At 46.4% G+C, this 22,103-nt stretch carries 25 protein-coding genes; 23 read left to right on the top strand and 2 right to left on the bottom strand.

The features are described 5' to 3' along the window. The first annotated feature begins 19 nt into the window (after positions 1–19). From ACFVS2_RS23270 to ACFVS2_RS23190, 17 genes are all read left to right on the top strand, one after another. A complete protein-coding gene (locus tag ACFVS2_RS23270) occupies positions 20–1,990 on the top strand; it encodes a cbb3-type cytochrome c oxidase subunit I (protein WP_173621308.1) in 1,971 nt (656 codons plus the stop codon). A 2-nt stretch (positions 1,991–1,992) separates the two neighbouring features. Continuing rightward, on the top strand, positions 1,993–2,601 hold the full coding sequence (cyoC, locus tag ACFVS2_RS23265) for a cytochrome o ubiquinol oxidase subunit III (RefSeq protein ID WP_048031550.1): 609 nt from the start codon (positions 1,993–1,995) through the stop codon (positions 2,599–2,601). Between the two features lies 1 nt (position 2,602). Then, a complete protein-coding gene (gene cyoD, locus ACFVS2_RS23260) occupies positions 2,603–2,920 on the top strand; it encodes a cytochrome o ubiquinol oxidase subunit IV (RefSeq protein WP_007722316.1) in 318 nt (105 codons plus the stop codon). 403 nt (positions 2,921–3,323) lie between these two features. Then, positions 3,324–3,848, top strand: coding sequence for a GNAT family N-acetyltransferase (locus ACFVS2_RS23255; protein WP_390238127.1), 525 nt, complete (start codon positions 3,324–3,326; stop codon positions 3,846–3,848). 152 nt (positions 3,849–4,000) lie between these two features. Continuing rightward, positions 4,001–4,570, top strand: coding sequence for an FAD-dependent oxidoreductase (locus tag ACFVS2_RS23250; protein ID WP_173621310.1), 570 nt, complete (start codon positions 4,001–4,003; stop codon positions 4,568–4,570). A 228-nt stretch (positions 4,571–4,798) separates the two neighbouring features. Beyond that, positions 4,799–6,568 carry a BlaR1 family beta-lactam sensor/signal transducer gene (locus ACFVS2_RS23245; RefSeq protein WP_390238125.1) on the top strand — a complete coding sequence of 590 codons (1,770 nt, stop codon included), beginning with the start codon at positions 4,799–4,801 and terminating at the stop codon, positions 6,566–6,568. A gap of 42 nt (positions 6,569–6,610) precedes the next feature. Next, positions 6,611–7,009: a penicillinase repressor BlaI gene (gene blaI, locus ACFVS2_RS23240; RefSeq protein ID WP_173620150.1), complete on the top strand. Its 399-nt coding sequence runs from the start codon at positions 6,611–6,613 to the stop codon at positions 7,007–7,009. Positions 7,010–7,247: 238 nt separating this feature from the next. Beyond that, the gene (gene blaBBI / locus ACFVS2_RS23235; RefSeq protein ID WP_173620149.1) at positions 7,248–8,162 is read left to right on the top strand and encodes a BBI family class A beta-lactamase; all 915 of its coding nucleotides are present in this window, start codon (positions 7,248–7,250) and stop codon (positions 8,160–8,162) included. Positions 8,163–8,189: 27 nt separating this feature from the next. Continuing rightward, positions 8,190–8,873, top strand: a complete 684-nt coding sequence (locus ACFVS2_RS23230) for an FHA domain-containing protein (RefSeq protein ID WP_173620148.1) — start codon at positions 8,190–8,192, stop codon at positions 8,871–8,873. A 42-nt stretch (positions 8,874–8,915) separates the two neighbouring features. Continuing rightward, on the top strand, positions 8,916–9,737 hold the full coding sequence (bla, locus tag ACFVS2_RS23225; RefSeq protein ID WP_173620147.1) for a subclass B1 metallo-beta-lactamase: 822 nt from the start codon (positions 8,916–8,918) through the stop codon (positions 9,735–9,737). Positions 9,738–9,892: 155 nt separating this feature from the next. Next, the gene (locus ACFVS2_RS23220; protein WP_390238121.1) at positions 9,893–10,546 is read left to right on the top strand and encodes a hypothetical protein; all 654 of its coding nucleotides are present in this window, start codon (positions 9,893–9,895) and stop codon (positions 10,544–10,546) included. Between the two features lie 111 nt (positions 10,547–10,657). After that, the gene (locus ACFVS2_RS23215) at positions 10,658–12,175 is read left to right on the top strand and encodes an MDR family MFS transporter (RefSeq protein WP_390238117.1); all 1,518 of its coding nucleotides are present in this window, start codon (positions 10,658–10,660) and stop codon (positions 12,173–12,175) included. 12 nt (positions 12,176–12,187) lie between these two features. Further along, on the top strand, positions 12,188–12,715 hold the full coding sequence (locus ACFVS2_RS23210) for a PadR family transcriptional regulator (protein WP_390238115.1): 528 nt from the start codon (positions 12,188–12,190) through the stop codon (positions 12,713–12,715). A gap of 96 nt (positions 12,716–12,811) precedes the next feature. After that, positions 12,812–13,102, top strand: a complete 291-nt coding sequence (locus ACFVS2_RS23205; protein ID WP_007715976.1) for a DUF3817 domain-containing protein — start codon at positions 12,812–12,814, stop codon at positions 13,100–13,102. Positions 13,103–13,198: 96 nt separating this feature from the next. Then, complete coding sequence (locus ACFVS2_RS23200) at positions 13,199–13,396, top strand: hypothetical protein (protein WP_228088347.1); 198 nt, start codon at positions 13,199–13,201, stop codon at positions 13,394–13,396. Positions 13,397–13,432: 36 nt separating this feature from the next. Beyond that, positions 13,433–14,371 carry an ADP-ribosylglycohydrolase family protein gene (locus tag ACFVS2_RS23195; RefSeq protein ID WP_390238113.1) on the top strand — a complete coding sequence of 313 codons (939 nt, stop codon included), beginning with the start codon at positions 13,433–13,435 and terminating at the stop codon, positions 14,369–14,371. A gap of 75 nt (positions 14,372–14,446) precedes the next feature. Beyond that, positions 14,447–14,965 (top strand): DUF2179 domain-containing protein, encoded by a 519-nt coding sequence (locus ACFVS2_RS23190; protein WP_390238111.1) that lies wholly within the window; start codon positions 14,447–14,449, stop codon positions 14,963–14,965. A 78-nt stretch (positions 14,966–15,043) separates the two neighbouring features. On the opposite strand, the gene ACFVS2_RS23185 is transcribed toward ACFVS2_RS23190, so the two are convergent. Both ACFVS2_RS23185 and ACFVS2_RS23180 read right to left on the bottom strand, forming a co-directional pair. Next, positions 15,044–16,030, bottom strand: a complete 987-nt coding sequence (locus ACFVS2_RS23185) for a hypothetical protein (RefSeq protein WP_390238109.1) — start codon at positions 16,028–16,030, stop codon at positions 15,044–15,046. Further along, positions 16,020–16,598: a sigma-70 family RNA polymerase sigma factor gene (locus tag ACFVS2_RS23180; protein WP_390238108.1), complete on the bottom strand. Its 579-nt coding sequence runs from the start codon at positions 16,596–16,598 to the stop codon at positions 16,020–16,022. Before ACFVS2_RS23180 ends, ACFVS2_RS23185 begins: the two co-directional genes overlap by 11 nt. 188 nt (positions 16,599–16,786) lie before the next feature. On the opposite strand from ACFVS2_RS23180, the gene ACFVS2_RS23175 reads away from it, so the two are divergent. The 6 genes from ACFVS2_RS23175 to ACFVS2_RS23150 all read left to right on the top strand — a co-directional run bounded on the left by ACFVS2_RS23175 (position 16,787) and on the right by ACFVS2_RS23150 (position 22,082). Then, positions 16,787–17,515 carry an amino acid ABC transporter ATP-binding protein gene (locus tag ACFVS2_RS23175; RefSeq protein WP_390238105.1) on the top strand — a complete coding sequence of 243 codons (729 nt, stop codon included), beginning with the start codon at positions 16,787–16,789 and terminating at the stop codon, positions 17,513–17,515. 33 nt (positions 17,516–17,548) lie between these two features. Then, positions 17,549–18,400: a transporter substrate-binding domain-containing protein gene (locus ACFVS2_RS23170; RefSeq protein ID WP_390238103.1), complete on the top strand. Its 852-nt coding sequence runs from the start codon at positions 17,549–17,551 to the stop codon at positions 18,398–18,400. A gap of 96 nt (positions 18,401–18,496) precedes the next feature. After that, the gene (locus tag ACFVS2_RS23165; RefSeq protein ID WP_173620138.1) at positions 18,497–19,150 is read left to right on the top strand and encodes an amino acid ABC transporter permease; all 654 of its coding nucleotides are present in this window, start codon (positions 18,497–18,499) and stop codon (positions 19,148–19,150) included. Positions 19,151–19,165: 15 nt separating this feature from the next. Continuing rightward, positions 19,166–19,816 (top strand): amino acid ABC transporter permease, encoded by a 651-nt coding sequence (locus ACFVS2_RS23160; protein WP_390238101.1) that lies wholly within the window; start codon positions 19,166–19,168, stop codon positions 19,814–19,816. A gap of 76 nt (positions 19,817–19,892) precedes the next feature. Further along, a complete protein-coding gene (locus ACFVS2_RS23155) occupies positions 19,893–21,161 on the top strand; it encodes a sensor histidine kinase (protein WP_173620136.1) in 1,269 nt (422 codons plus the stop codon). A 3-nt stretch (positions 21,162–21,164) separates the two neighbouring features. Beyond that, the gene (locus ACFVS2_RS23150) at positions 21,165–22,082 is read left to right on the top strand and encodes a response regulator (protein WP_106778558.1); all 918 of its coding nucleotides are present in this window, start codon (positions 21,165–21,167) and stop codon (positions 22,080–22,082) included. Positions 22,083–22,103 lie beyond the last annotated feature (21 nt).

The following is a 22,103-nucleotide window of genomic DNA, read 5'->3' as shown; positions in this document are numbered from 1 at the left end:
GAGGGAGGAGGAATACCACGTGTGGGAGAACATTAAGGATTTTGCATCCACGTTCTTTGTAACAGGTGACCCGCTGATTTACGGTGCGGACGTATCGATTGTACTATCCATGGTTGCGATCGTATTCGTTCTGACTAAGTATAAAAAATGGGGTTGGCTATGGCGTGAATGGTTGACTACAGTTGACCATAAGCGTATTGGTATTATGTATTTGATCGCATCGCTTCTGATGCTGTTCCGCGGTGGGGTTGACGCCCTGCTGATGCGTTTGCAACTGGCATTCCCGAACGTAGAGTTCCTGAACTCGGATCACTATAATGCCATCTTTACGACTCATGGTACGATCATGATTTTGTTCATGGCGATGCCGATGATGTTTGCCTTGTTCAACATGGTAGTACCGCTTCAGCTCGGCGCTCGAGATGTAGCGTATCCGTTCTTGAACGCACTCAGCTTCTGGCTGTTTATGCTCGGTGCGATGCTGTTCAACATTTCGTTCGTAATCGGGGGCTCCCCGGACGCTGGTTGGTTGTCTTACCCGCCATTGTCACAAAATGAATTCAGCCCTGGACCAGGTCAGAACTTCTATATATGGGGGATTCAGATCTCCGGTATCGGTAGTTTGGCGACAGGGATTAACTTTATCGTAACGATTCTCAAAATGCGTGCACCTGGCATGAAGCTTTCCAAAATGCCATTGTTTAGCTGGTCCGTATTGTCCAGCTGCATTATGATTATCTTCGCTTTCCCAATCTTGACTGTAACACTTGCACTGTTGTTCCTTGACCGTTTTGCAGGTGCTCACTTCTTCACGATGGACGGCGGCGGTAATCCGATGATGTACCTCAACCTCATCTGGATGTGGGGTCACCCTGAGGTATATATCGTAGTAGTACCAGCTTTCGGTATCTTCTCTGAAATCGTGGCTACGTTCTCACGCAAAAAGATTTTCGGCTACAAATCAATGGTTTGGGCGATGATGATCATTGCCGTTGTATCGTTCTTTACATGGGCTCACCACTTCTTCACGATGGGTACGAGCGCAAGTGTTATCGCCTTCTTTGCAATATCAACGATGATTGTTGGTATCCCGACCGGGGTTAAGGTCTTTAACTGGCTGTTTACAATGTACCGTGGTCGGATATCCTTTAAACAACCAATGCTGTGGACGATTGCCTTTATCCCGTGCTTCGTAATAGGTGGAGCGACAGGGGTAATGCTGGCAGTAGCTCCGGCAGACTATCAATATCACAACAGTTACTTCTTGGTTGCCCACTTCCACCAAGTATTGATCGGTGGGGTAGTGTTCGGTTACCTGGCTGGTATTTACTACTGGTGGCCAAAACTGTTCGGTTTCAAGCTCGACGAGAAGCTGGGCAAATGGGGCTTCTGGTTCTGGAATATTGGTTTCTACGTGTGCTTTATGCCGCAATACGCGCTCGGTTTCATGGGTATGACTCGCCGTTACTATACGTACGGTTGGGATCGCGGTTGGGCAGACATGAACTTGGTATCCACTGTTGGGGCATTCATGATGGGTATCGGTTTCATCTTCCAAGTATGGCAAATCGCTTACAGCATCAAAAATGGTGAGCGCGACACGACAGGCGATCCATGGAATGGTCGTACGCTGGAGTGGTCGATTCCGTCACCTGCACCGTTCTACAACTTTGCTGTTGTACCACAAGTGAAAGAAATGGATGACTGGTGGGCAACAAAAGAAGCAAAAGCAAATGGCACCTATAAAGAAGAACCGGCGAAACTGGAGCCGATTCATATGCCAAAGAACTCTGGAATTCCGTTTATCATGGCGAACTTCTGGTTCTTGGTAGGTTTTGGTTTCACATTTGGTTGGGTTTGGATGGCCGTCATTGGATTCATTGGAGTATTCGCATGCATGTGGGCACGCTCCTTCCAATACGACACGGATTATTACGTACCGGTGGAGGAAGTGCGTCGCACTGAGGCTTCACTGGGGAGGGTGGTGTAACGATGGCGCAGCATCATGACCATGGTCACGGCCACGACCACGACCATCATGAAGAGCATGAACAATTAAAGGTTCTTGGTTTTTGGATTTTCGTTGTAACAGACTGCGTGCTGTTCGGTACATTGTTTGCAACATATGCGGTAATGATGAATAGCTTTGCTGGTGGACCAACTGGACAGGAATTGTTCCAGCTGCCAGGTGTTATTGCTTCAACCTTTATCTTGTTGACAAGTAGCTTTACCAGCGGTCTCGCTGTTCTGGCGATGAACAAAGGCAATGTCAAGCAGCTGATTGCATGGCTGGCTGTAACTGGTCTTTTGGGACTGTCTTTCGTAGTGTTGGAAGTCACTGAGTTTATGCACTTGATCAGCGAAGGTGCAACTATGGGTACTAGCGGCTACTGGTCCGCTTTCTACACACTGGTTGGTACGCACGGATTGCACGTAACGCTTGGTTTGTTCTGGATGACTGCTTTGATATTCCAGCTGAAGCGTCGTGGAATCACCGCGGTTACTCGCCGCAAAATTACCAACCTGAGCTTGTACTGGCACTTCCTTGACGTTGTGTGGATCTTCCTCTTCACAGTCGTTTACTTGATGGGGGTGATGTAAGGTGGCACAACATCAAAACCATGGCGGACATCATAGTCACGGATCGATGAAAGAGTACGTGATCGGTTTTATCCTGTCGATCGTGCTCACCATTATCCCACTCGTGCTGGTCATGAACCCGATTTTGAGTAAAACGGCGACCATGATCACGATCTTGGTAATGGCGCTCTTGCAGTTCGTAGTTCAGTTGGTCTTCTTCATGCACATCCGCGAAGGAGAAAAACCACGCTACAACGTACAGACATTGATTCTTGGACTTGTGTTTGTATTTACAATCATTGCAGGTTCCCTCTGGATCATGTTGTTTAACAAATATTAATCAGTTAAGAGCGTGGCACAGGCGATTCGTTGCTTGTGCCGCGTTTTTTTGTTTTTGAAGTGGCGGTAGTGGGAGGAAGAAGCGCATTTCCAGTCTGCGCTTCGGCCTACGCCCCGCAAGGGGTGGGGACTGTCCGCTTCGGAAAAAATGGCGGGAGCGCTTCAAACGTTGAAGTTTCGAAGAGGTAGTTCATAAGTGAAGCTGAAATTCCCCGCCATTTTTTCCTACGCTGAGTTGGGCTCCAGAGGCGCTTGGACTGGAAATGCGCTTCTTCTTACGCGGCTTTTCGTCAACTAATAGAAGTGATTCAAGAAGGTGAAAAATTGTTTGGCTAGTAACTCTCTCTTCTTGTAGCTATAATAGAAAGAATTTTACGCAAAAATATGCAAAGGGAGTGGAGTCGATGGCTGGGCAACTGTATGTAACGAAGCCTTGTGCAGAACTTCAAGCAGAGTATATTTCCTTTTACGAAGAGTGGAAAGAAAGTGGAGAGCCTATCGTACCGTGGGTGGTGGATCGGGAGCCTTATGATTTTCCTGCGTATCTGGAATTTCTGGAGAGTGAGAGTAGCGAGGAAAATCTTTCGGATGGCTATGTTCCTCATTCGACGTATTGGCTCATAAATGAAGAGCAGCGTATAGTGGGGGCGGTGAATATTCGGCATCGTCTTAACGAACGTTTACGAAAATACAGCGGGCACATCGGATATGGAATCCGCCCTTCCGAGAGACGCAAAGGATATGCGACGGAAATTTTAGCGCAAGCTCTAAACATCACGAGTGAGCTGGGGATAAACGAAGTATTGGTGATTTGTGATTATGATAATGTTGCATCGGAAAAAACGATAGTAAAGAACGGTGGCGTGTTTGAAGCGGAATGTACGGACGAGGATGGGATTGTGATCCGCCGTTACTGGATTACACGATAATGATGGAAAAGAATATCATGCATTCGGGAAGTCCACCTTTTCTATCATAGAGAAGGTGGACTTTTTTCATGAAAGTGTTTTTAGGACTTTTCTTTTTCGATACATAGTATATAATTATGTTATGAAAGTTATTTTGGAAGGGAGAGATTTCTTTGTTTGATATCGTAATTATTGGAGCAGGCCCGGCAGGAGGAAGTGCAGCGTTGTTTGCTGCAAAAGCAGGTAAGAAGACGTTGCTGATTGATAGTGATAAAAGCATGACCAAGCGCGCGTGGATGGAAAATCACTACGGCATCATGGAAATCTCAGGTCCAGACCTCATTGAGATTGGTAAAAAGCAAGCAGCGAAATTCGGTGCGGAGCTGGTAGCCGACCAAGTAAGCAGCATTACCAAAACAGAGCAAGGCTTGCTCGTAGAGACAGCGGAAAAAGGCAGCTTCGAGGCTAAGCATGTGATTCTGGCAACTGGAGCGCTCGTGACTTTGGCAGAAGCGATTGGGGTAAAAACCAAAGAAGGTACAGAGCCACGGATCAAAACTGTTGTCGATGTCGATGCACAAGGGAAAACGAACATCGAAGGAATTTGGGCAGCAGGTACGTGCGCGGGAGTGAGCGTACATACGATCATTACATCTGGTGATGGCGCCAAGGTTGCAATTAATGTCATCAGCGAACTGAATGGCGAGCGTTACGTCGATCACGATGTTTTGAAAACAAACTAAATCAGGTTAGAAACACCTTCTTATCATTTTCAAGAAGGTGTTTTCTTTTTTCTTCCAATCGACGATAGCTTGTATCGTGATCTCGTTTTTGACATAATGAAGCTAATTGTGCTCAGAGAAGAGAAGAATCCTGTCAGGTTGAAGAGCGTTCCTGTTGCTCTGGAGAATTGATGCGGATTCTATTTTTATCTAGATGGCCCTATGTAAGAAGGGAGGGAGACAGGTAGAATGTTCGTCAATTATATGGTGATTAGCTTGATCGTTTCTTCCTGCACGATCGCGCTAATTTTCTTGATTCGAAAAGTATTTCGCACCCAGCTGTCGGCTAGATGGCAGTACAATTTGTGGTTTCTCTTGCTGGTCGCTTTGACGCCAGTCTTTATTCCGAATTACTTTTTTGATTTTGGAAATCTATTTGTCTCAGGCATGAATCAGCGTAATGCAGCCGGCAGCTCGACGCTCGCTGCGCAAGCTCCTGTGTTTGAAAATGTGAATTGGGTACAGGATTTAACGTTGTCGGTAAATCGCCATACACCTGACTCCTTTCCTACGATTCTCGTCAGCATATGGGTAGTCGGCATGATCGTTTGTGCTTCGATCACGTTATCAGCCTGGTTAAAAATCCGGCAGATCAAGCGGACAGCATCTGTGATCACTAATCAAGAAATCATCGATTTGTTTGAACAATGCAAGAAGGATGTAAAAATAAATCGGAACATCGTGTTAGCAGAATCCAAGCAGGTCAAATCTCCGATGACGTTTGGCGTTTTTACGACGTATGTTGTTCTTCCCAGTCATTTTGATGAATGGCTGTCGATCAATGAAATGAAGTATATCTTTTTGCATGAGCTCATGCACAAAAAAAACAATGATATCGTCATGAACTACGTGACCGTCGTGTATCAGCTTTTGTACTGGTTCCATCCATTAGTTTGGCTGGCATTTCGGGAAATGAGAGTGGACCGTGAAATTGCTTGTGATGTAGCTGTGTTGAACTTTTTAGACAAGCGAAATTATGTGGAATATGGTCATACCATCATTAAGTTTTTGGATAAAGAAAGTCGAACTGGAAATGTTGTTTTGGCCAATCAGTTAAACGGTTGCAAGAAGGCAGTGAAAAAACGAATCGAGAAAATCGCATCCCACAAGGCCGAATCAAAGCTGTTGCAGTTAAAAAGTACGTTCATTTTTTCCATGATGGGCGTCTTGGTTGCCAGTCAGGTTCTTGTTGGTTCCGCTTTAGCTGACGATCGCAGTCGCTATCATTTTCAAGATGATCGAACCATTTACGAGGATTTAGACAACTATTTCCGTGGTTATGAAGGTAGTTTTGTCTTATATGATTGGAAAGCCGACCAGTATCGGATTTACAACAAGGCAGGAAGTACACAACGAATTTCACCGAACTCCACCTACAAGATTTTTCTCACCTTGTTTGGATTGGAGACCGATGTGATTTCGAGGGAAGGCTCCCTGTTAAAATGGGATGGAATCCGTTATCCATATGAGCAGTGGAACCACGATCAAGATCTATTTACCGCGATGCGATACTCCACGAACTGGTACTTTAAAGAGTTGGATAAGAGCATCTCTCCGGATACATTGCAAGCTTTTCTGGAACAATTGAACTATGGAAATTACAATACATCTGGTGGAATCGGCGAATATTGGATAGAATCTTCCTTGAAGATTTCTCCGGTGGAGCAGGTACAATTATTAAAAGCGTTCTATACGAACCAGTTTGGTTTTCAAGAAAACAATATCCAGACGGTGAAAGATTCCATCCGCTTATCGGAAAAGGCGGGTTCGATTCTTTCCGGGAAAACAGGTACAGGCGCCGTCAATCAAAAAGACGTGAACGGTTGGTTCGTCGGATATGTAGAGAACAAGGAGGGCACCTACTTCTTTGCTACAAATATACAAAGCGAAGATGACGCGAATGGACCTGCAGCAGCAGAAATAACCTTGTCTATTTTGAAAGCGAAAGGTCTTTACTAGCCTTTGTTCTTGCAGTCATGATTATCGAAAGGGGGAGACTTCATGTCTACATCTATGCCAAGTATTTCAGAAGCGGAATGGCGAGTGATGAATGTGCTATGGGAAAGGTCACCGCTGACGGCCAACGAAATTATTTCCTCCTTGGAAGGTCAAACGGATTGGAACCCAAAAACAGTACGTACTCTTTTGAATCGTTTGGTTCAAAAAAATGCCGTTGGAGTCAATCAAAATCAAAGAGTCTATACGTTTTATCCGTTGTACTCGCAAAATGAATGCCAGCACGCTGAGGCACAGTCCTTTCTGGAGCGGATTTACAGCGGAGCGCTAAAATCGATGCTGGTTCAGTTCATTCAGAAGGAATCCTTATCGGACGAGGAGATTCAGGAGCTGCGTTCCATATTGGATGCGAAACAAACATCGACTGATGCTCCTAAAAAATGAGGCACGCCCTTTCAAGCTGACTTGGAGAAACCATTTACGGTTATCCAGTTTTCTTGAGAGGGCGTCTTTTTTATTTTAACAAAGAAGGAATGTAGCTCTTTTCCTTGCAAGAAAAAGGAGATTGACACTAGTGGATTACGCGTGTAATATTATCGTGAAATCAATTGATTACAAATGTAATACGATATTACAAGAATAATCTACAGTTGTTATCTTCCTAGAAAGAGGTATGTCATCCATGAAAGCTCACCAATCTAAACGGATCGGATTCACAGTGAAAACGATTTTTCTCACGCTTCTCACGCTCACTGGTTGCTCTTCTCCAGAAGCACCTGTCGTAAAAACGGAAACGACAGCATCTGCAATGGATCTAAAGTTCGCTGCGCTGGAAAAGAAGTTTGATGCGAAGCTCGGCGTATATGCGATCGATACCGAAACAGATTTGGCAGTTGCTTATCGCGAAGATGAACGATTCGCTTTTGCCTCTACGTACAAGGCTTTAGCCGCAGGTGCAGTTTTGCATCAGAAACCGTTGGAAGAGCTAGACAAAGTCATCACCTACACCAAGGATGATCTCGTTACTTATTCACCCATCACAGAAAAACACGTAGCGACCGGGATGACTCTTCGCGAGGTTGCAGACGCCGCGGTTCGCTATAGTGACAACACGGCGGGAAATCTGTTGTTCAAAGAATTGGGTGGACCTAAAGGCTTTGAATCAGCTTTGAGACAGATTGGTGATAGTGTTACGACATCCGAGCGCTATGAGACGGAATTGAATGAGGCTAAACCAGAAGATATTCGCGATACAAGCACACCGAAAGCACTTGCAACGAGCCTGAGAGCCTATACGGTAGGGGATGCACTGTCGGCGGAGAAGCAGACGATTCTTATCGAGTGGCTGCAAGGCAACACGACGGGAGACAAGCTGATTCGGGCGGGCGTCCCCAAAGACTGGAAGGTCGGAGATAAGACGGGAGCAGCAAGCTACGGAACGCGAAACGATATAGGTATCATATGGCCACCGAATAAAAAGCCCATTGTCATTGCAGTGCTGTCGAGCAGAGATAAGCAGGACGCCACTTATGATGATGCGCTCATTGCTGAAGCTACCAAGGTTGCTGTTGACGCACTGACGGCTGTAAAACCGTAATAGATCAACAAGTGAGGTGATCACCAGATGATAGACAACGGTGCATACTTACTCGTAAAAAAAGGGGACCTCAACCAATTTGCCACGCGCAAATATCTCACCAAGGATCGCTGTACAATTGGGCGGAAGGGGACAAGCTTTCAACTGGACATTACATTTAATAGTCCGTACATTTCGAGAATGCATGCAGCCTTTCAAAGGATCGGGAACGATTACAAGATTATCGATCTGGAAAGCAAGCATGGCACAGAAGTAAACGGGACGCCCCTTCATTATTCGTCTCACATTCTTCGTCACGGCGATCAAATAAGCTTGTCAAAAGGGATAGCAGAGCTCGTCTTTTTACGAGAGGTCAATAGACTGGATGATACGGTGGAGCTCCCTCTCACGCAGCCAAAGAGCGATTCGCTTTTGCCAGGTTTGGAGTTTCATCTGGAGAGAAGAGAAGTTCGTCTCGACGGGACTAGACTGCATTTGACCGGAAAAGATATGGATTTGCTGAAGCTTCTCTACCAAAAGGCGAACCAGGCCGTTAGTTTTGAAGAAATTATGCTGACAGTCTGGCCAGAGCGAATGCTGCATGAGGGTAATGTCCCGGATGTCGGACGAGTGGAAGTCAATGCGCTCGTCTATCGATTAAGGAAAAAGCTTCGGCGCTTCGGGCAGCAAATCACGACGATTCCGCGATATGGATATCGCTTAGATGTTTAAAACAGGGAAAAGCAAAGTCCATGTTAGAAAGGTGAGATTCGTTTGAAGAATCATAAGGGTTGGATAGGGAAAGCAGTATGTAGTTTGTTCCTGACAGTCGCCGTTACTCTAACATCTTTTTCTAATCAAACGACGATTGCCCAAGTTACAACATCAACTCCCACTCAGATTACCAATCCAGGGAAAAGCATTGTGTTAACAAAATTAAATGACAAAGTATGGTTACATACATCCTATAATGAATGGAATGGCACAACCTATGACCACAATGGCTTAATCGTTTCTACGTCCAAAGGAGTCGTCCTGATTGATACAGCATGGGGGGACACTCAAAAAACGGAAGAGCTATTACAGATGATTAAGAAGCATTGGAAGAAAGACGTTGTTCTGGCTCTGATTACGCATGCACATGATGACAGCATTTCAGGTATCCGGGCGTTACTCCATCAAAAAATAGATGTACGCAGTACACGTTTGACGGCAAAATTAGCGAAAGAATATGGATATCCTTCGCCCAATCCGACACTCGATGAAAAGCCCGTAATAAAGGTAGGCGACACCATCTTAGAAGCCTATTATCCTGGGGAAGGGCATTCGAGTGATAACATTACCGTTTGGCTTCCCCAATCCAAAATATTATTCGGTGGATGCTTCGTCAAATCATTAGATGCTAAGGACCTCGGAAATCTTTCAGATGCCAATGTAGAACAATGGGATGACTCCGTTCAGAAGGTAATCGAAAAATATCCACAGGTCGAAACCGTTGTACCTGGACATGGGAACACGGGAGGCAAAAACTTGCTTGATCACACCATTGAGCTAATCAAACAACATTCTCAGAAGCAAGAAGCTGCCTTGAAATGAATCTCCTTCAAAACAAACTCCTTCTCAAAATCAACATGAGAAGGAGTTTGTTTATGTAAGGTGTTTTCTTTTTTCTTCCAATCGTCTAAACTTTTGATATAGGCCAGAAGTCATTGCTCTATTACCATAATCATTCAGTCATAGGAGTCCTTATTATGAAAAAAATCGTAGGTATTTCCTTGATGGTCGCTTTACTAGGCTTCAACGCCTATTTGTGGCCGACACTGATTCAAGCAGTAAAAACAGATGGACGAACGGATACAAAAGCAGCATCTGTCTCGCAAAAAGCAGGTACTGCAATGCCTGCTATGGATTTGGCCAATCAAGGTCCGCGCAACGCAAATGTTTCCGCCTATCCGGTTGAAAAGCCTGTGGCTGTGTCAGCTCCTGCACCAGCGTCAGCGCAGAAACAAAGCGAAGTGAAGCCAAAAACAAAAGCAGTAGCAGCTGCTAAAACGAGCACACCGAAGAAGAAAACACAAAAGACGAAAACCGCGACAAAAGCAGTCAAGAAACAGACGGCACGTCCTCCGGCAAATAAGGTGCCAACGTATCCGGCCTGGGATGATAACGGCCTCTATGTCGTAGACGATGGAGGACCAGGAAGTAGTTGGGTGAGGCTGTCGGATGGTTCTTTGCTGCGTAAGAGCGACGGGACACGGACATTTAACATGCCCTATGATAAGAATCCATTCACTGGAGAGATTAAGCCGACAGTGGAGCCGATGTCAGAAGCGGCGTATAAAATGTGGAAGGGCAATCAAGCCCAGCAGCCATCGCCATTCAGCCCGTCACCGTTCGGGCGATAATAGATTGCGAAAAATTGCTCCGCGAAAAGGAGCAGTTTTTTTCGATAAGTAGTCAAATTTGAATATAATAATGTATAGTACTTTGATTTGACCACTCAGGAGGGTGAAGCAATGATTGCAAGAGAAAGTAAAGTGAATAGGGTAGTAGCGGGGCTGCTGCTTGGTCTCCTGATGGCTTCCATGGACAATACCATTGTTGCGACGGCGATGGCTACGATTGTCGGTGAGATGGGCGGCATGGATAAGTTTGTTTGGGTGACATCAGCGTACATGGTCGCTACGATGGCAGGGATGCCGATCTTCGGTAAACTCTCCGATATGTATGGGCGAAAACGTTTTTACATATTTGGTCTCATCGTATTTTTGTTAGGGTCCATTTTATGCGGGACGGCAAACAGCATCGTTGAGTTGAGTATTTATCGGGCGATTCAAGGGATTGGCGGCGGAGCGCTGATGCCGATTGCCTTCACGATTATTTTTGACGTATTCCCGCCGGAGAAGCGTGGAAAGATGACGGGACTTTTCGGAGCTGTATTCGGTACGTCCAGCGTATTTGGACCTTTGCTGGGTGCGTATATTACCGAATATGTCAGCTGGCATTGGATCTTTTACATCAATGTACCGATTGGTGCTATGTCCCTCTGGTTGATCTCGATGTATTACAAGGAGTCGCTGGAATTCCGCAAGCAGAGCATTGACTGGTGGGGAGCGATTACGCTGGTGGGTGCTGTAGTGAGTCTGATGTTTGCACTGGAGCTGGGCGGCAATCAATACGCGTGGGATTCGATGCAGATTATTGGATTGTTCTCTTCCTTTTTCTTGTTGTTTGTGATTTTTCTATTTGTCGAGAAGCGGGCATCTGATCCGATTATTTCGTTCTCCATGTTCAAGAAGCCGTTATTTGCCGCGACAAATGCGATTGCACTGTTGTATGGAGCTGCTTTCATTATCGCTACGGTGTACCTGCCAATTTTTATCCAAGGGGTATATGGCGGGTCAGCGACGAATGCAGGATTGTTGTTGACACCGATGATGCTCGGTTCGGTTGCTGGTAGCCAGCTAGGCGGATTTTTGACGACGAAGACCAGCTTCCGCAATATTATGCTTCTATCCGCAGTCTTTTTCATACCAGGTATTTTCCTATTGAGTACACTGACGCCTGATATTCCTCGTTCGATCGTTACGCTTTATATGGTGATTGCAGGGTTTGGTGTGGGCTTCTCTTTCTCCACCTTGGGAATTTCAGCGATTCATGGCTTTGATATGCGTCAAAGAGGATCGGCAAGTTCGACGAACTCTTTTTCCCGTTCATTGGGGATGACATTGGGAATCACCGTGTTTGGTATCTTGCAACGTAATTCGTTTGAAAACGGCATGTTCTCAGCCTTCGGGGGTCAAGGGATGACGAATGCCATTACAGACCCGCGAGCGATTTTGACACCAGAAGCGCGCGAATCCATTCCGGCTCCTGTCTTGGATCAAATGATCGATATTCTCGCTTCTTCGATTGCGAATACGTTTATGTGGGCGCTCATTCCTGCAGTTCTTGCTCTCGTGTGCATTTTACTGATGGGAAATGATCGGGCGCTGGGGAAATCGCCTTCCGCACCGAAACCGGAACGCGGGTAGAGGAGAATCGTCATGAGTCTAAAATTGCTTGTTCTGGGATTGCTGATGGAAGGGGAGAAGCATCCCTACGAGGTTCAGCAGCAGGTGAAGGCCAGGGGAATGGATTGCTACATGAAATACGCCAAAGGCTCCCTCTACTATGCCTTCGACCAACTGGAAAAGAGCGGGATGATTGAGGTCAAAGAAGTCATTCGCGAGACTAGCCGCCCAGAGAAGACAATGTATGGGATCACGGCAAAAGGCGAAGAGCAATTCCAACAGCTTCTCTTGGAAGAACTGCAAAAACCAATGCAGCTGACCAATCCGATCTACGCGGCTCTTACTTTTGCTTCGTACGGTGATCCACAGAAAATGGATGAGGCGCTTGAAGGTAACATCCAGGAGGTAAGACGGTTAGCTGGATTATTGGAATCAATCCAGGAGGAAAAAAGAGAGAGGCTTAGCTGGGGCGCACGAACGATTCTGATCGGTGCCATTGAGCATTTGCACGCAGAGATGCGCTGGATGGAACGCATCCGAGAAGAAACTTGGGGCCGTTGATTTTGAATATATTATGAACATTGGACTATTTTCATCATTATGATAGTTTTTCGTTTATAATAGTGGTAATTTCAATGGCAAGGATGGTACCCGCACATGATGAATTCTGCCCTCGGACGCTTTCGTCTCATCGGCCTGATCGAAGGTATCTCGTATTTAGTACTTCTCGGGATTGCTATGCCGCTTAAGTATTTTTGGGATTATCCAGCCGCAGTAAAAATTGCCGGCTCGCTTCATGGATTGTTTTTTGTCCTGTATATTTTGGCGTTGGCACATGTTACAATGACCAATAAGTGGTCCTTCTTGAAAGTGATCGGGGCATTTATTGCTTCATTACTGCCATTCGGCAACTTTGTTCTGGATGCACGCCTGAAAAAAGAGCAGTAAGTATACACATTACAAATTACGTAAGGCACTAGAAGGCGGGTCATTGTACCCGTCTTTCGTACATATTCAAAAGAGAAAAAAATGGAGGGGATCTGTGTGGAGACCAGAATTTTAGCAGGAATTCTTTTGTGGGACGAAAAGGAACAGTACTTTCTTGAAACCGTGATGGAGGACCGTTACAAGCTGGTTTTGCCGCAGATTATCACGCTTGCGAGCACAGAAGAAAAGGTAGCGACGGATGAATTGAACGAGCAATATGTCGGTCAAAATGTGATTGCCAGATGCTTTGTTTGATGTGAACTGATAATTCCGAAAAAGGTGTGGATAGGTGTGGAACTGCGTGACCGCTATGCTGGAAGTTTGCTAGGGTTGGCTGTTGGAGATGCACTCGGCACTACTATAGAATTTCGCAAACCAGGCACCTTCGAACCACTTACAGAAATGGTCGGGGGAGGGCCTTTCGATTTAAAGCCAGGAGAATGGACGGATGATACGTCGATGGCGCTGTGCCTGGCTGAGAGCTTGATTACGAAAAATGGCTTCGATCCGGTTGATCAGATGAACCGATACGTAGCCTGGTTTCGAAATGGGTATATGAGCTGCAAAGATCATTGCTTCGATATCGGGAATATCACCAAAGAAGCGCTGTGGCGTTTTGAGCAGACGAATAATCCATTCAGCGGATCGGATCATCCGATGTCAGCAGGGAATGGCTCCATTATGAGACTAGCACCTGTCGCGCTCTATTATGCCAATCAACCGGCGCTCGCTATTGAATATTGTGCGCAAAGTTCTCGCACCACTCACGCGACGGCAAAGGCAGTAGACGGCTGTCGTTTTTTCGGGGCATTGCTCCTGGGGGCTCTACAGGGTATTTCCAAAGAGGAATTGCTTGCTGATTCGTTCTCTCCTGTAGCCGATCTATGGGAAAAGCAACCGCTTGATCCTGATATCGCCCGTGTCGCGAATGGCTCCTACAAAGAGAAAACTAGAAAAGAGATCAAAGGATCGGGGTATGTCGTCGATTCGCTTGAAGCGGCGCTTTGGGCTTTTTATTCCAGTAGTTCTTTTGAAGAAGGCCTGTTCCTAGCGGTAAACCTCGGTGATGATGCGGATACGACGGGAGCTGTCTACGGTCAATTGGCAGGTGCTTATTACGGAGTAGAGGGCTTGCCTCAACGGATGCTTGCGCTGTTGGCCAAGCGAGAATTGATGGAGGAGTTCGCACGGAAATTGTATCAAAACAACCAAACTTTACCGCTTTTATAAAAATACCTTCAATTATATGATTATCACGATTACAAAATCATCATGGTACCCGGTCTGGGTGGGGGTAGGAGAGCAATGGGTTTGGCGTTTGTTTTGATCATCATCGGGATCAACATTTTGTACGTTTCGTTTTTTACGCTGCGACTACTGATGGTGATCAAGGGCTATCGGGTGTTGGCATCCCTATTGGCGATGGTGGAAGTATTCGTGTATTTGAAAGGGTTGGAGATTGTTCTGGACAACCTAGACAATCCGATCAATCTCGCAGCCTACTGTATCGGTTGGGGAATGGGTGTATTCATCGGCAGCAAGATCGAGGAGTATTTGGCCTTGGGCTATGTCACGCTGCAAGTTGTTGTGGATTCCGTAGACTTGGAGGTTCCTGTGAAGCTGCGTGAACACGGCTTTGGCGTTACTTCCTGGGTAGCAGAGGGACGCGACGGACATCGTCTCATGATGCAAGTGTTGACGAAGCGCAGCAACGAGAAAAAACTGTGGAACCTCATTCAAGAGATTGCGCCAAAAGCATTCGTGATCTCTTTTGAGCCGAAACATTTGAAGGGTGGCTTCTGGGTGAACCGCCTGCGGGGATAATCTATTTTGACGAAAACAAAAAAGCAGCCAGTCCTCTTTTGCGGATGCAAAGCAAGAGAGGGCTGGCTTTTCGCATTGTTACTGCTGGCTTGCTTTTGCTGCCTGGAGCAGCATTTCTTTGGAAACTGTTGGCGAATCGGTAGCTACCCGATACATAATCGGTTGCTCTCCATCTTGATCCAACCAAGACAGCTCTTGATACTGACCGGATTCACTAAACAAGAACTGGTCGTTTTTCGTGTAATGCGCTTTTTTTCCGCTGACAGTTACTGCATCGTATTTCGTTGTTTCTGGCGTGCTCAATTGTACATCTAGCTGTTCTTTCGGAAATTTCTCTACTGTGACAAAGATACGTTCTTTTTGCTCGTTCTCATACAGGCTCGTATAGGCTTCGATAGGAGAAGTCGCTTGTGGAACGACTTTCCATACGACATTTTTACCTGTTTCCTTGCTTTCTTTTTGAAGCTCATGCAGCCACTGCTGTCCTTCTTGACCCATCATGACACCGTAGGGGGTACCTTGTTTGCCCTCAAGGAATGAAAAGCTGTCAGGGAGCTCGTGTGGCAAGGCATGTGAGAGAGAAGCTTCTGCACTGAGGACGGCAGTCCATACCTTCCAATCTTTCACGACATCCGGCTTTTCTATGCCGATCATGGGATTTTGTTGAAAGAGAGGGTGTTTCTCTTTTTCCAGCGCTGCGAAATAGACGAGGGCGGTCTCGCCTGTTGTCAGTTTGTTCTCTACGTTTGCCAATTCCAAACGTATTTCTTCAGGCGTGATTTGTGTCAATGTAAAATCCTTAAGCGCTTGAACTTCCATACGGACAGAGCCTTCATCAATTTTGTACAACAAGGTGTGTGTCGCATAACCAAAACCAGTGAGCAGGGCGAATGCTGCTGCAACATGTACCAGCTTTGGGCGAAAGCGCATCCCTTTGTGCAAACGCCATTTGCCAGCCAACTCATTTTTGGCTACTCGTTCGATTTTGCTGTCCAGTGAAGGATCAATCTGGAGCTTCCCTGCTGCCTGTGCATACTCTCTTCTCAACTTTTGCTCAATGAACATGAAAAGATACCTCCTCACGATTAATTCGATTCTCAAAATGCTCTCTCAACTTTTTCATCGCCAAGTGATGTCTCGATTTCACCGTTCCGAGCGGGATTTGGAGAATCGCTGCAATTTCCTCCAAGGAACAGTTTTGATAGTAACGCAGTACGACGATTTCCTTGAGCTTGAAGGATAATTTCTCTACGGCGGGAATGACCTCCAGCTCATCACTGATCGCCCCCAGCTTATCCTCCATCCCTGCAACAGGTGCTTCGTAGCCTTTTTCCTTTACCCGTTCCAGCAGGCGGAATCTTCGCCAAATGCTTCGATTCCAGTTGCGAACCTGCCGCACAATCAATCCGTTGAACCATGGGATAAAGGGCTGCTCGACATCGTACCTGTCGATGCTTCGAATCAACTCCACGTACACTTCACTCATCATGTCGTCTACATCCTGTTTGTGCGGCGCCAGAAAATAGATCAGGTTGTAGGCGTACGTACGAGTTGCTCGATAGACTTCTTGAAAAGCTTCTTCCTCTCCTTGGCGCATCCGGATGAGCCAAGGCTTTACATGTTCCTCTTTCATAGGCCGGCCTCCATTCAGGTCTTACATGATATATTGGCTCCCATTTGCTTGGTAGGTTCACTTCGTTTTTTTATTGTGTTTTATTAGAAAATTTTAAACAAAAAAACTTTTCTTTGTCTTTTTCAGTAGTTTTGAGTAGTTCGACATTAGTATACAAAATAAGACATAGAGCAAGGGGGGATTTAAGGTTGATTAGTTTTCATCAAGTAAATAAACATTACGGAAGCTTTCACGTCCTCAAGAACATCAACCTGCACATCAACCAGGGAGAAGTCGTCGTGGTCATTGGCCCGTCAGGATCGGGTAAAAGCACGATGGTTCGCTGCATCAACAGATTGGAAACGGTTACAAACGGAGAACTCGTGGTAGACGGGGTGAAAGTGAACGATAAAAACACCGATATCAACAAGCTGCGTCGGGACATCGGCATGGTGTTCCAGCACTTCAATCTATACCCGCACAAGACCGTATTGCAAAACATTACGCTGGCACCAACTAAGGTACTGGGCGTATCGCAGAAGGAAGCCGAAGAAACGGCTCTCTACTATTTGGAAAAGGTAGGGATTCCGGAAAAGGCAGAAATGTTCCCAACGCAACTATCTGGTGGTCAACAGCAACGCGTAGCGATCGCACGCGGACTGGCCATGCGACCAAAAATCATGTTGTTTGACGAGCCGACCTCTGCACTTGACCCCGAGACGATTGGCGAAGTGCTCGACGTCATGAAGAAGCTGGCGAAGGAAGGTATGACGATGGTGGTCGTGACGCACGAAATGGGCTTTGCCCGCGAAGTGGCAGATCGCATCGTGTTTATGGATCAGGGAACGATTCTTGAAGATTCTACACCAGAGGAGTTTTTCGCAAATCCGCGTGAAGAGCGTGCGCGTTTGTTCTTGAGTCGGATTTTGAATCACTAAAAAAATAAAACGATAGAGAAAAGGGGTATTCAGATGAAAGCAAACAAGCTTTGGAAAAAGGTAGCAGGGATGGGTCTCGTTCTGATGCTGAGCGCGACTGCGTTGGCAGGCTGTGGTGGGGGTAGTACAACAGAAGGCGGCGCAAAAGGTACACCATCTGCAGCAGGTACAGGCACATTGGCAAAAATCAAAGAAAGAGACAAATTCGTAGTCGGAGTTAAGTACGACCTGAACCTGTTCGGCTTGAAAGACCCGGCAACCGGAAACGTAGAAGGCTTCGATATCGATATTGCGAAGGCAATTGCGAAGAAAGTGCTCGGGGACGAAAACAAAATCGAGCTGAAGGAAGTAACCTCCAAAACGCGTATCCCGATGCTGAAAAACGGTGAAATTGACGCGATCATCGCAACGATGACCATTACAGAAGACCGCAAAAAAGAAGTAGACTTCTCTGACGTATACTTCCTGGCAGGTCAATCTTTCTTGGTGAAAAAGGACACCTCAATCAACGGTCTGAAAGACATGCAAAAAGGCATGAAGATCGTGACCGCAAAAGGTTCTACTTCTGCGAAAAACATCAGAGCGAGTGCTCCTGATGTAGAAGTACTTGAATTCGAAAACTACGCGGAAGCCTTCACAGCACTCAAAGCTGGTCAAGGTGACGCGCTGACAACTGATAACGCTCTTTTGTACGGCATGGCGAAGCAAGATCCGAACTACCGTGTAACAGAAGAGACCTTCACTGAAGAGCCATACGGTATTGCAATCAGCAAGGGTGACGCTGAATTCGTGAAAACCGTGAACGATGTGCTGAAAGAAATGAAAGAAAACGGTGAATACGACAAGATTTATGAAAAATGGATCGGAACAAAACCTAAAAAATAATGCGGTTCGACTCCATAAAGAATGAGCGGTTTACTCTGCCGCTCATTCCCTTATATTCCTAACAGAATTTTGCACACAAGGAGGATCGCATAAGAGATGATTGATTTTTCTATCTTGTTTGATCACATGGATATGTATCTCAAAGGCTTTTGGAACACCTTGCAGGCGAGCCTGCTTGCTCTCGTCGGGAGCTTTGCACTGGGGACGCTCTTTGCGATCTTTCGGATTTCTCCGATTCGACCACTCAAGTGGATTGCTACGGTTTACGTAGAGTTTGTGCGTAATATCCCGCTGATTCTCGTCGTTTTCCTCTTTTTTGTGGGCTTACCGGCAATTGGTATCGTGCTGGAGCCTTTCATTGCAGGTACGCTTGGCTTGACGGTGTATACGGCAGCATTTATCGCGGAGACGATCCGCGCAGGTATTCTGGCGATTCCAAAAGGACAGACAGAAGCCGCTCGTTCTTCGGGATTGACGTACGGACAAACGATGCGCTATATCATCTTGCCGCAAGCGATCAAGGTCGTGATCCCGCCGATGGGCAACCAGTTTATCAATCTCGTAAAAAACTCCTCTGTATTAGGTGTGATTGCAGGTCTTGACCTGATGTACTTTGGAGACCTGATCTCCGCTGATACGTTTGTTACCTTTGATGTGTACATTTTTGTAGCTGTTTTCTATCTGATTCTGACCCTTCCGTTGAGCGCGTTCGTCAGTTATTTGGAGCGACGCTTGGCTGGAAGCCGCTAAGGAGGAGGGGACATCATGGACTTTATCGGAGCCTATACGCCCAGTCATTTGACCTTCCTGCTCGAAGGCTTTTGGGTCACCTTGCAGGTCGCTTTCTTGTCAATTGTCTTCAGCTTTACTATTGCGATTATCGTAGGGGTTTTGCGTTACTCAAAAATTCCCGGAGTCTCACAAGTTCTCGGGACAATCGTAGAGCTGATTCGCAATTTGCCGCTCTTGTTGATTATTTTCTTTACGTATTTTGCTCTCCCGGAAGTGGGAATCAAGCTGGACAAGTTTTGGGCCGCTGTTCTGGCATTGGTTATTTTCGAAGCAGCGATGTTGTCGGAAATCGTGCGAAGCGGTTTAAATTCGGTCGAAAAAGGACAAATTGAAGCTGCACGTTCTTCAGGTTTGAATTATGTCCAGACACTGTGGAATGTTGTCCTGCCACAGGCTCTCAGAAGAATGGTTCCGCCGATTGTGAGCCAATTCATTTCGCTCTTGAAGGATACGTCGCTGGCCGTCGTAATCGCATTGCCAGAGCTGATGAACCATGCGCAAATCATCAACGGACGCAATGTCAACTACGTCATCCCGACCTTCCTGATGGTGGCAGTGATGTACTTTGTCGTCAACTACGCGTTGTCAGTCGTCTCCAAGCGACTGGAAAACAAGCACGCTTAAGCGTTCTATCTTTGCAGATCTCCGATTCTTAGTAAAATAAGAATAGGAGATCTTTTTCCGTACGAAAGGAGCAGCTATGCGAGAACGCCTTTTGATCCTGTTTATTATCATGCTGGCAACTGCTTTTTTTGGAGAGATGAAGGTAAACCCCGTAGGAGGGTCGTTTCGTTTTTCCTTGGGCATCGCTGCTTTCTTTTTCGGGTTGTTGTGGTTTTCGTCCGTACCTGTATTGTTGACGGGATTTTTTACAGGGACGTTTATCTTCGGATTTCGCGTCGGAATGGATGTCTTTTTTGCGTACCGTCCGTACATGGAGAGTGTGGCTGCGCATCTTCCCTCAGCCTTTTTCTATTTCAGCTTTACCGTCCTGTTTTATTTGCTCCGTGCGCGTAGCTATCGGGAATTTCCTTTATGGTTGGGGCTGATAGGTGCATCTATTGATTTCGTCTCCAATGTGGTAGAGATCCAAGTACGACAGTATTTCACTGATTTTCCGCCGATCACCTGGCAAAGCTTTTTGATGCTTCTCTTTTTTGGGGTCCTGCGCAGCTTTTTTGCTGTCGGCTTGTACAACAGCTTTTCAATCAGGCAGTTACGGGCAGTGGGAGAGGTGCGTCAACAGGAGTTGGAGCGTCTGCGGATGATCAATACGGAGCTGTATGAAGAAGCCTTTTACTTGCGCAAATCGATGACGCATCTGGAGGAAATCACGCGAGAGAGCTACCAGCTTTACAGGCGTCTGCTCACCTCGGGTCATGCGGAATCCCCGACGGCCTTGTCGATTGCCGAGAATGTACATGAGGTGAAAAAAGATTCGCAGCGGATGCTGGCGGGTATTTCCAAGCTGATTAATCAGGAGGGACTAGCACCACAGCTGCCGATCAAAGAGCTGTGTGAGTTGGTTGCACGCGCGAATCAGAAATACGCAGAGATGTTGGGAAAAGATATACGAATAGAGTGGAGCTGTAACATCAACCTGTCGACCAGCCAAATCTATGCGCTGCTCTCCGTGCTAAACAACCTGGTAGCCAATGCGGTAGAGGCGATTCCCACGTCGGGACGGATTGAGCTGAATGTGAAGCTGATTCATCGTCATCTGGTGTTCAGTGTACTTGATAGTGGTCCGGGAATCCCGCTAGAAGAGCAGGAATGGGTGTTTCAGCCCGGGTATACGACCAAATACGATGAACAGGGAAATGCATCTACCGGAATTGGATTGACGCATGCCCGCGGAATTGTCCAAAGCCTGCAAGGAAGCTTGCGTATTTTACCTGATCAGAAGCAAATGACGCACTTAGAAGTACAAATTCCGACCGACCAATTGCTCGGAAAGGAGGGAGTGTAAGCAATGATACGTTTCTTTTTAATTGAAGACGATGCTGTAGTGCGCCGCATGCTCGAAAGGATTATTCAAGACAGCGGGTTGGGTGAAATTGTAGGGCAAGCCAGCGACGGCAGTCACGTATCGATTGATCAACTGTATGGGGTCGATGTTATTTTGATCGACTTGTTAATGCCGGGGCTCGATGGCATCCAAACGATCAAAAAGTTGCAGGCAGATGGCTTTGCGGGTCGTTTCATCATGGTGTCACAGGTGGAAAACAAGGAAATGATCGGGGAGGCTTATTTGCAGGGGATTGATACCTTTATTCAAAAACCGATCAATCGCCTGGAAGTCATGGCTGTGCTGAAGCGGGTATCGGATTACTTGTCGCTGGAAGCATCTCTGCAAACCATCCGCAAATCATTGCAAATCTTGGATGTCAAAGCAAAAGAACCGCATACCAGCGGCTTGAAAAGTCAGTCGTCCGATCAGGATATTCTGGCACAAAAAGCGAGAAAACTGCTTTTGCAGCTAGGGATCGCAAGTGAAGCCGGGGCTCCCGATTTGCTATTGATCATGGAATGGCTCGTACAGGATGAGCGACAAGGAGACAAGCTGCACGAATTGCAGCTCAAGGAACTGTATACACAAATTCTACTGAAGGTGCATGCCAGCCTGGATGAGCATGGAATTACTAAAGAGGTGCGTGCCATGGAACAACGGATTCGCCGGATGGTCCTGCAAGCCTTTACGCATCTTTCCTCCTTGGGGTTGACCGACTATGCCAACCCGACCTTTGAACACTTTGCACCACGACTGTTTGACTTTCAAGAAATTCGCCAACGGATGCAAGAGCTGGAGGCGGGCGAAAAAACGACGAAGTGCCGGATTAGCGTGAAAAAGTTTTTATCTGTCTTTTATATGGAAGCAAAGGCGCTATAAATAGCAAAAACGCGGGAGCCG

The organism is Brevibacillus sp. NPDC058079 (assembly GCF_042885155.1).
Classification (GTDB): domain Bacteria; phylum Bacillota; class Bacilli; order Brevibacillales; family Brevibacillaceae; genus Brevibacillus.
Note: the sequence above shows the minus strand (reverse complement) of the source record. Positions and strands in the feature narration are given on the sequence as shown.

Coding starts and splice junctions, on each gene's coding strand:
- ACFVS2_RS23180 (WP_390238108.1), bottom strand. CDS start 16,598: ATGAAAGAGGAACATGTAAAGCCTTGGCTCATCCGGATGCGCCAAGGA.
- ACFVS2_RS23220 (WP_390238121.1), top strand. CDS start 9,893: ATGAAAAAAATCGTAGGTATTTCCTTGATGGTCGCTTTACTAGGCTTC.
- ACFVS2_RS23210 (WP_390238115.1), top strand. CDS start 12,188: ATGAGTCTAAAATTGCTTGTTCTGGGATTGCTGATGGAAGGGGAGAAG.
- cyoC (WP_048031550.1), top strand. CDS start 1,993: ATGGCGCAGCATCATGACCATGGTCACGGCCACGACCACGACCATCAT.
- ACFVS2_RS23205 (WP_007715976.1), top strand. CDS start 12,812: ATGATGAATTCTGCCCTCGGACGCTTTCGTCTCATCGGCCTGATCGAA.
- ACFVS2_RS23245 (WP_390238125.1), top strand. CDS start 4,799: ATGTTCGTCAATTATATGGTGATTAGCTTGATCGTTTCTTCCTGCACG.
- ACFVS2_RS23230 (WP_173620148.1), top strand. CDS start 8,190: ATGATAGACAACGGTGCATACTTACTCGTAAAAAAAGGGGACCTCAAC.
- ACFVS2_RS23160 (WP_390238101.1), top strand. CDS start 19,166: ATGGACTTTATCGGAGCCTATACGCCCAGTCATTTGACCTTCCTGCTC.
- ACFVS2_RS23150 (WP_106778558.1), top strand. CDS start 21,165: ATGATACGTTTCTTTTTAATTGAAGACGATGCTGTAGTGCGCCGCATG.
- blaBBI (WP_173620149.1), top strand. CDS start 7,248: ATGAAAGCTCACCAATCTAAACGGATCGGATTCACAGTGAAAACGATT.
- blaI (WP_173620150.1), top strand. CDS start 6,611: ATGTCTACATCTATGCCAAGTATTTCAGAAGCGGAATGGCGAGTGATG.
- ACFVS2_RS23190 (WP_390238111.1), top strand. CDS start 14,447: ATGGGTTTGGCGTTTGTTTTGATCATCATCGGGATCAACATTTTGTAC.
- ACFVS2_RS23255 (WP_390238127.1), top strand. CDS start 3,324: ATGGCTGGGCAACTGTATGTAACGAAGCCTTGTGCAGAACTTCAAGCA.
- ACFVS2_RS23215 (WP_390238117.1), top strand. CDS start 10,658: ATGATTGCAAGAGAAAGTAAAGTGAATAGGGTAGTAGCGGGGCTGCTG.
- ACFVS2_RS23165 (WP_173620138.1), top strand. CDS start 18,497: ATGATTGATTTTTCTATCTTGTTTGATCACATGGATATGTATCTCAAA.
- ACFVS2_RS23185 (WP_390238109.1), bottom strand. CDS start 16,030: ATGTTCATTGAGCAAAAGTTGAGAAGAGAGTATGCACAGGCAGCAGGG.
- ACFVS2_RS23170 (WP_390238103.1), top strand. CDS start 17,549: ATGAAAGCAAACAAGCTTTGGAAAAAGGTAGCAGGGATGGGTCTCGTT.
- ACFVS2_RS23155 (WP_173620136.1), top strand. CDS start 19,893: ATGCGAGAACGCCTTTTGATCCTGTTTATTATCATGCTGGCAACTGCT.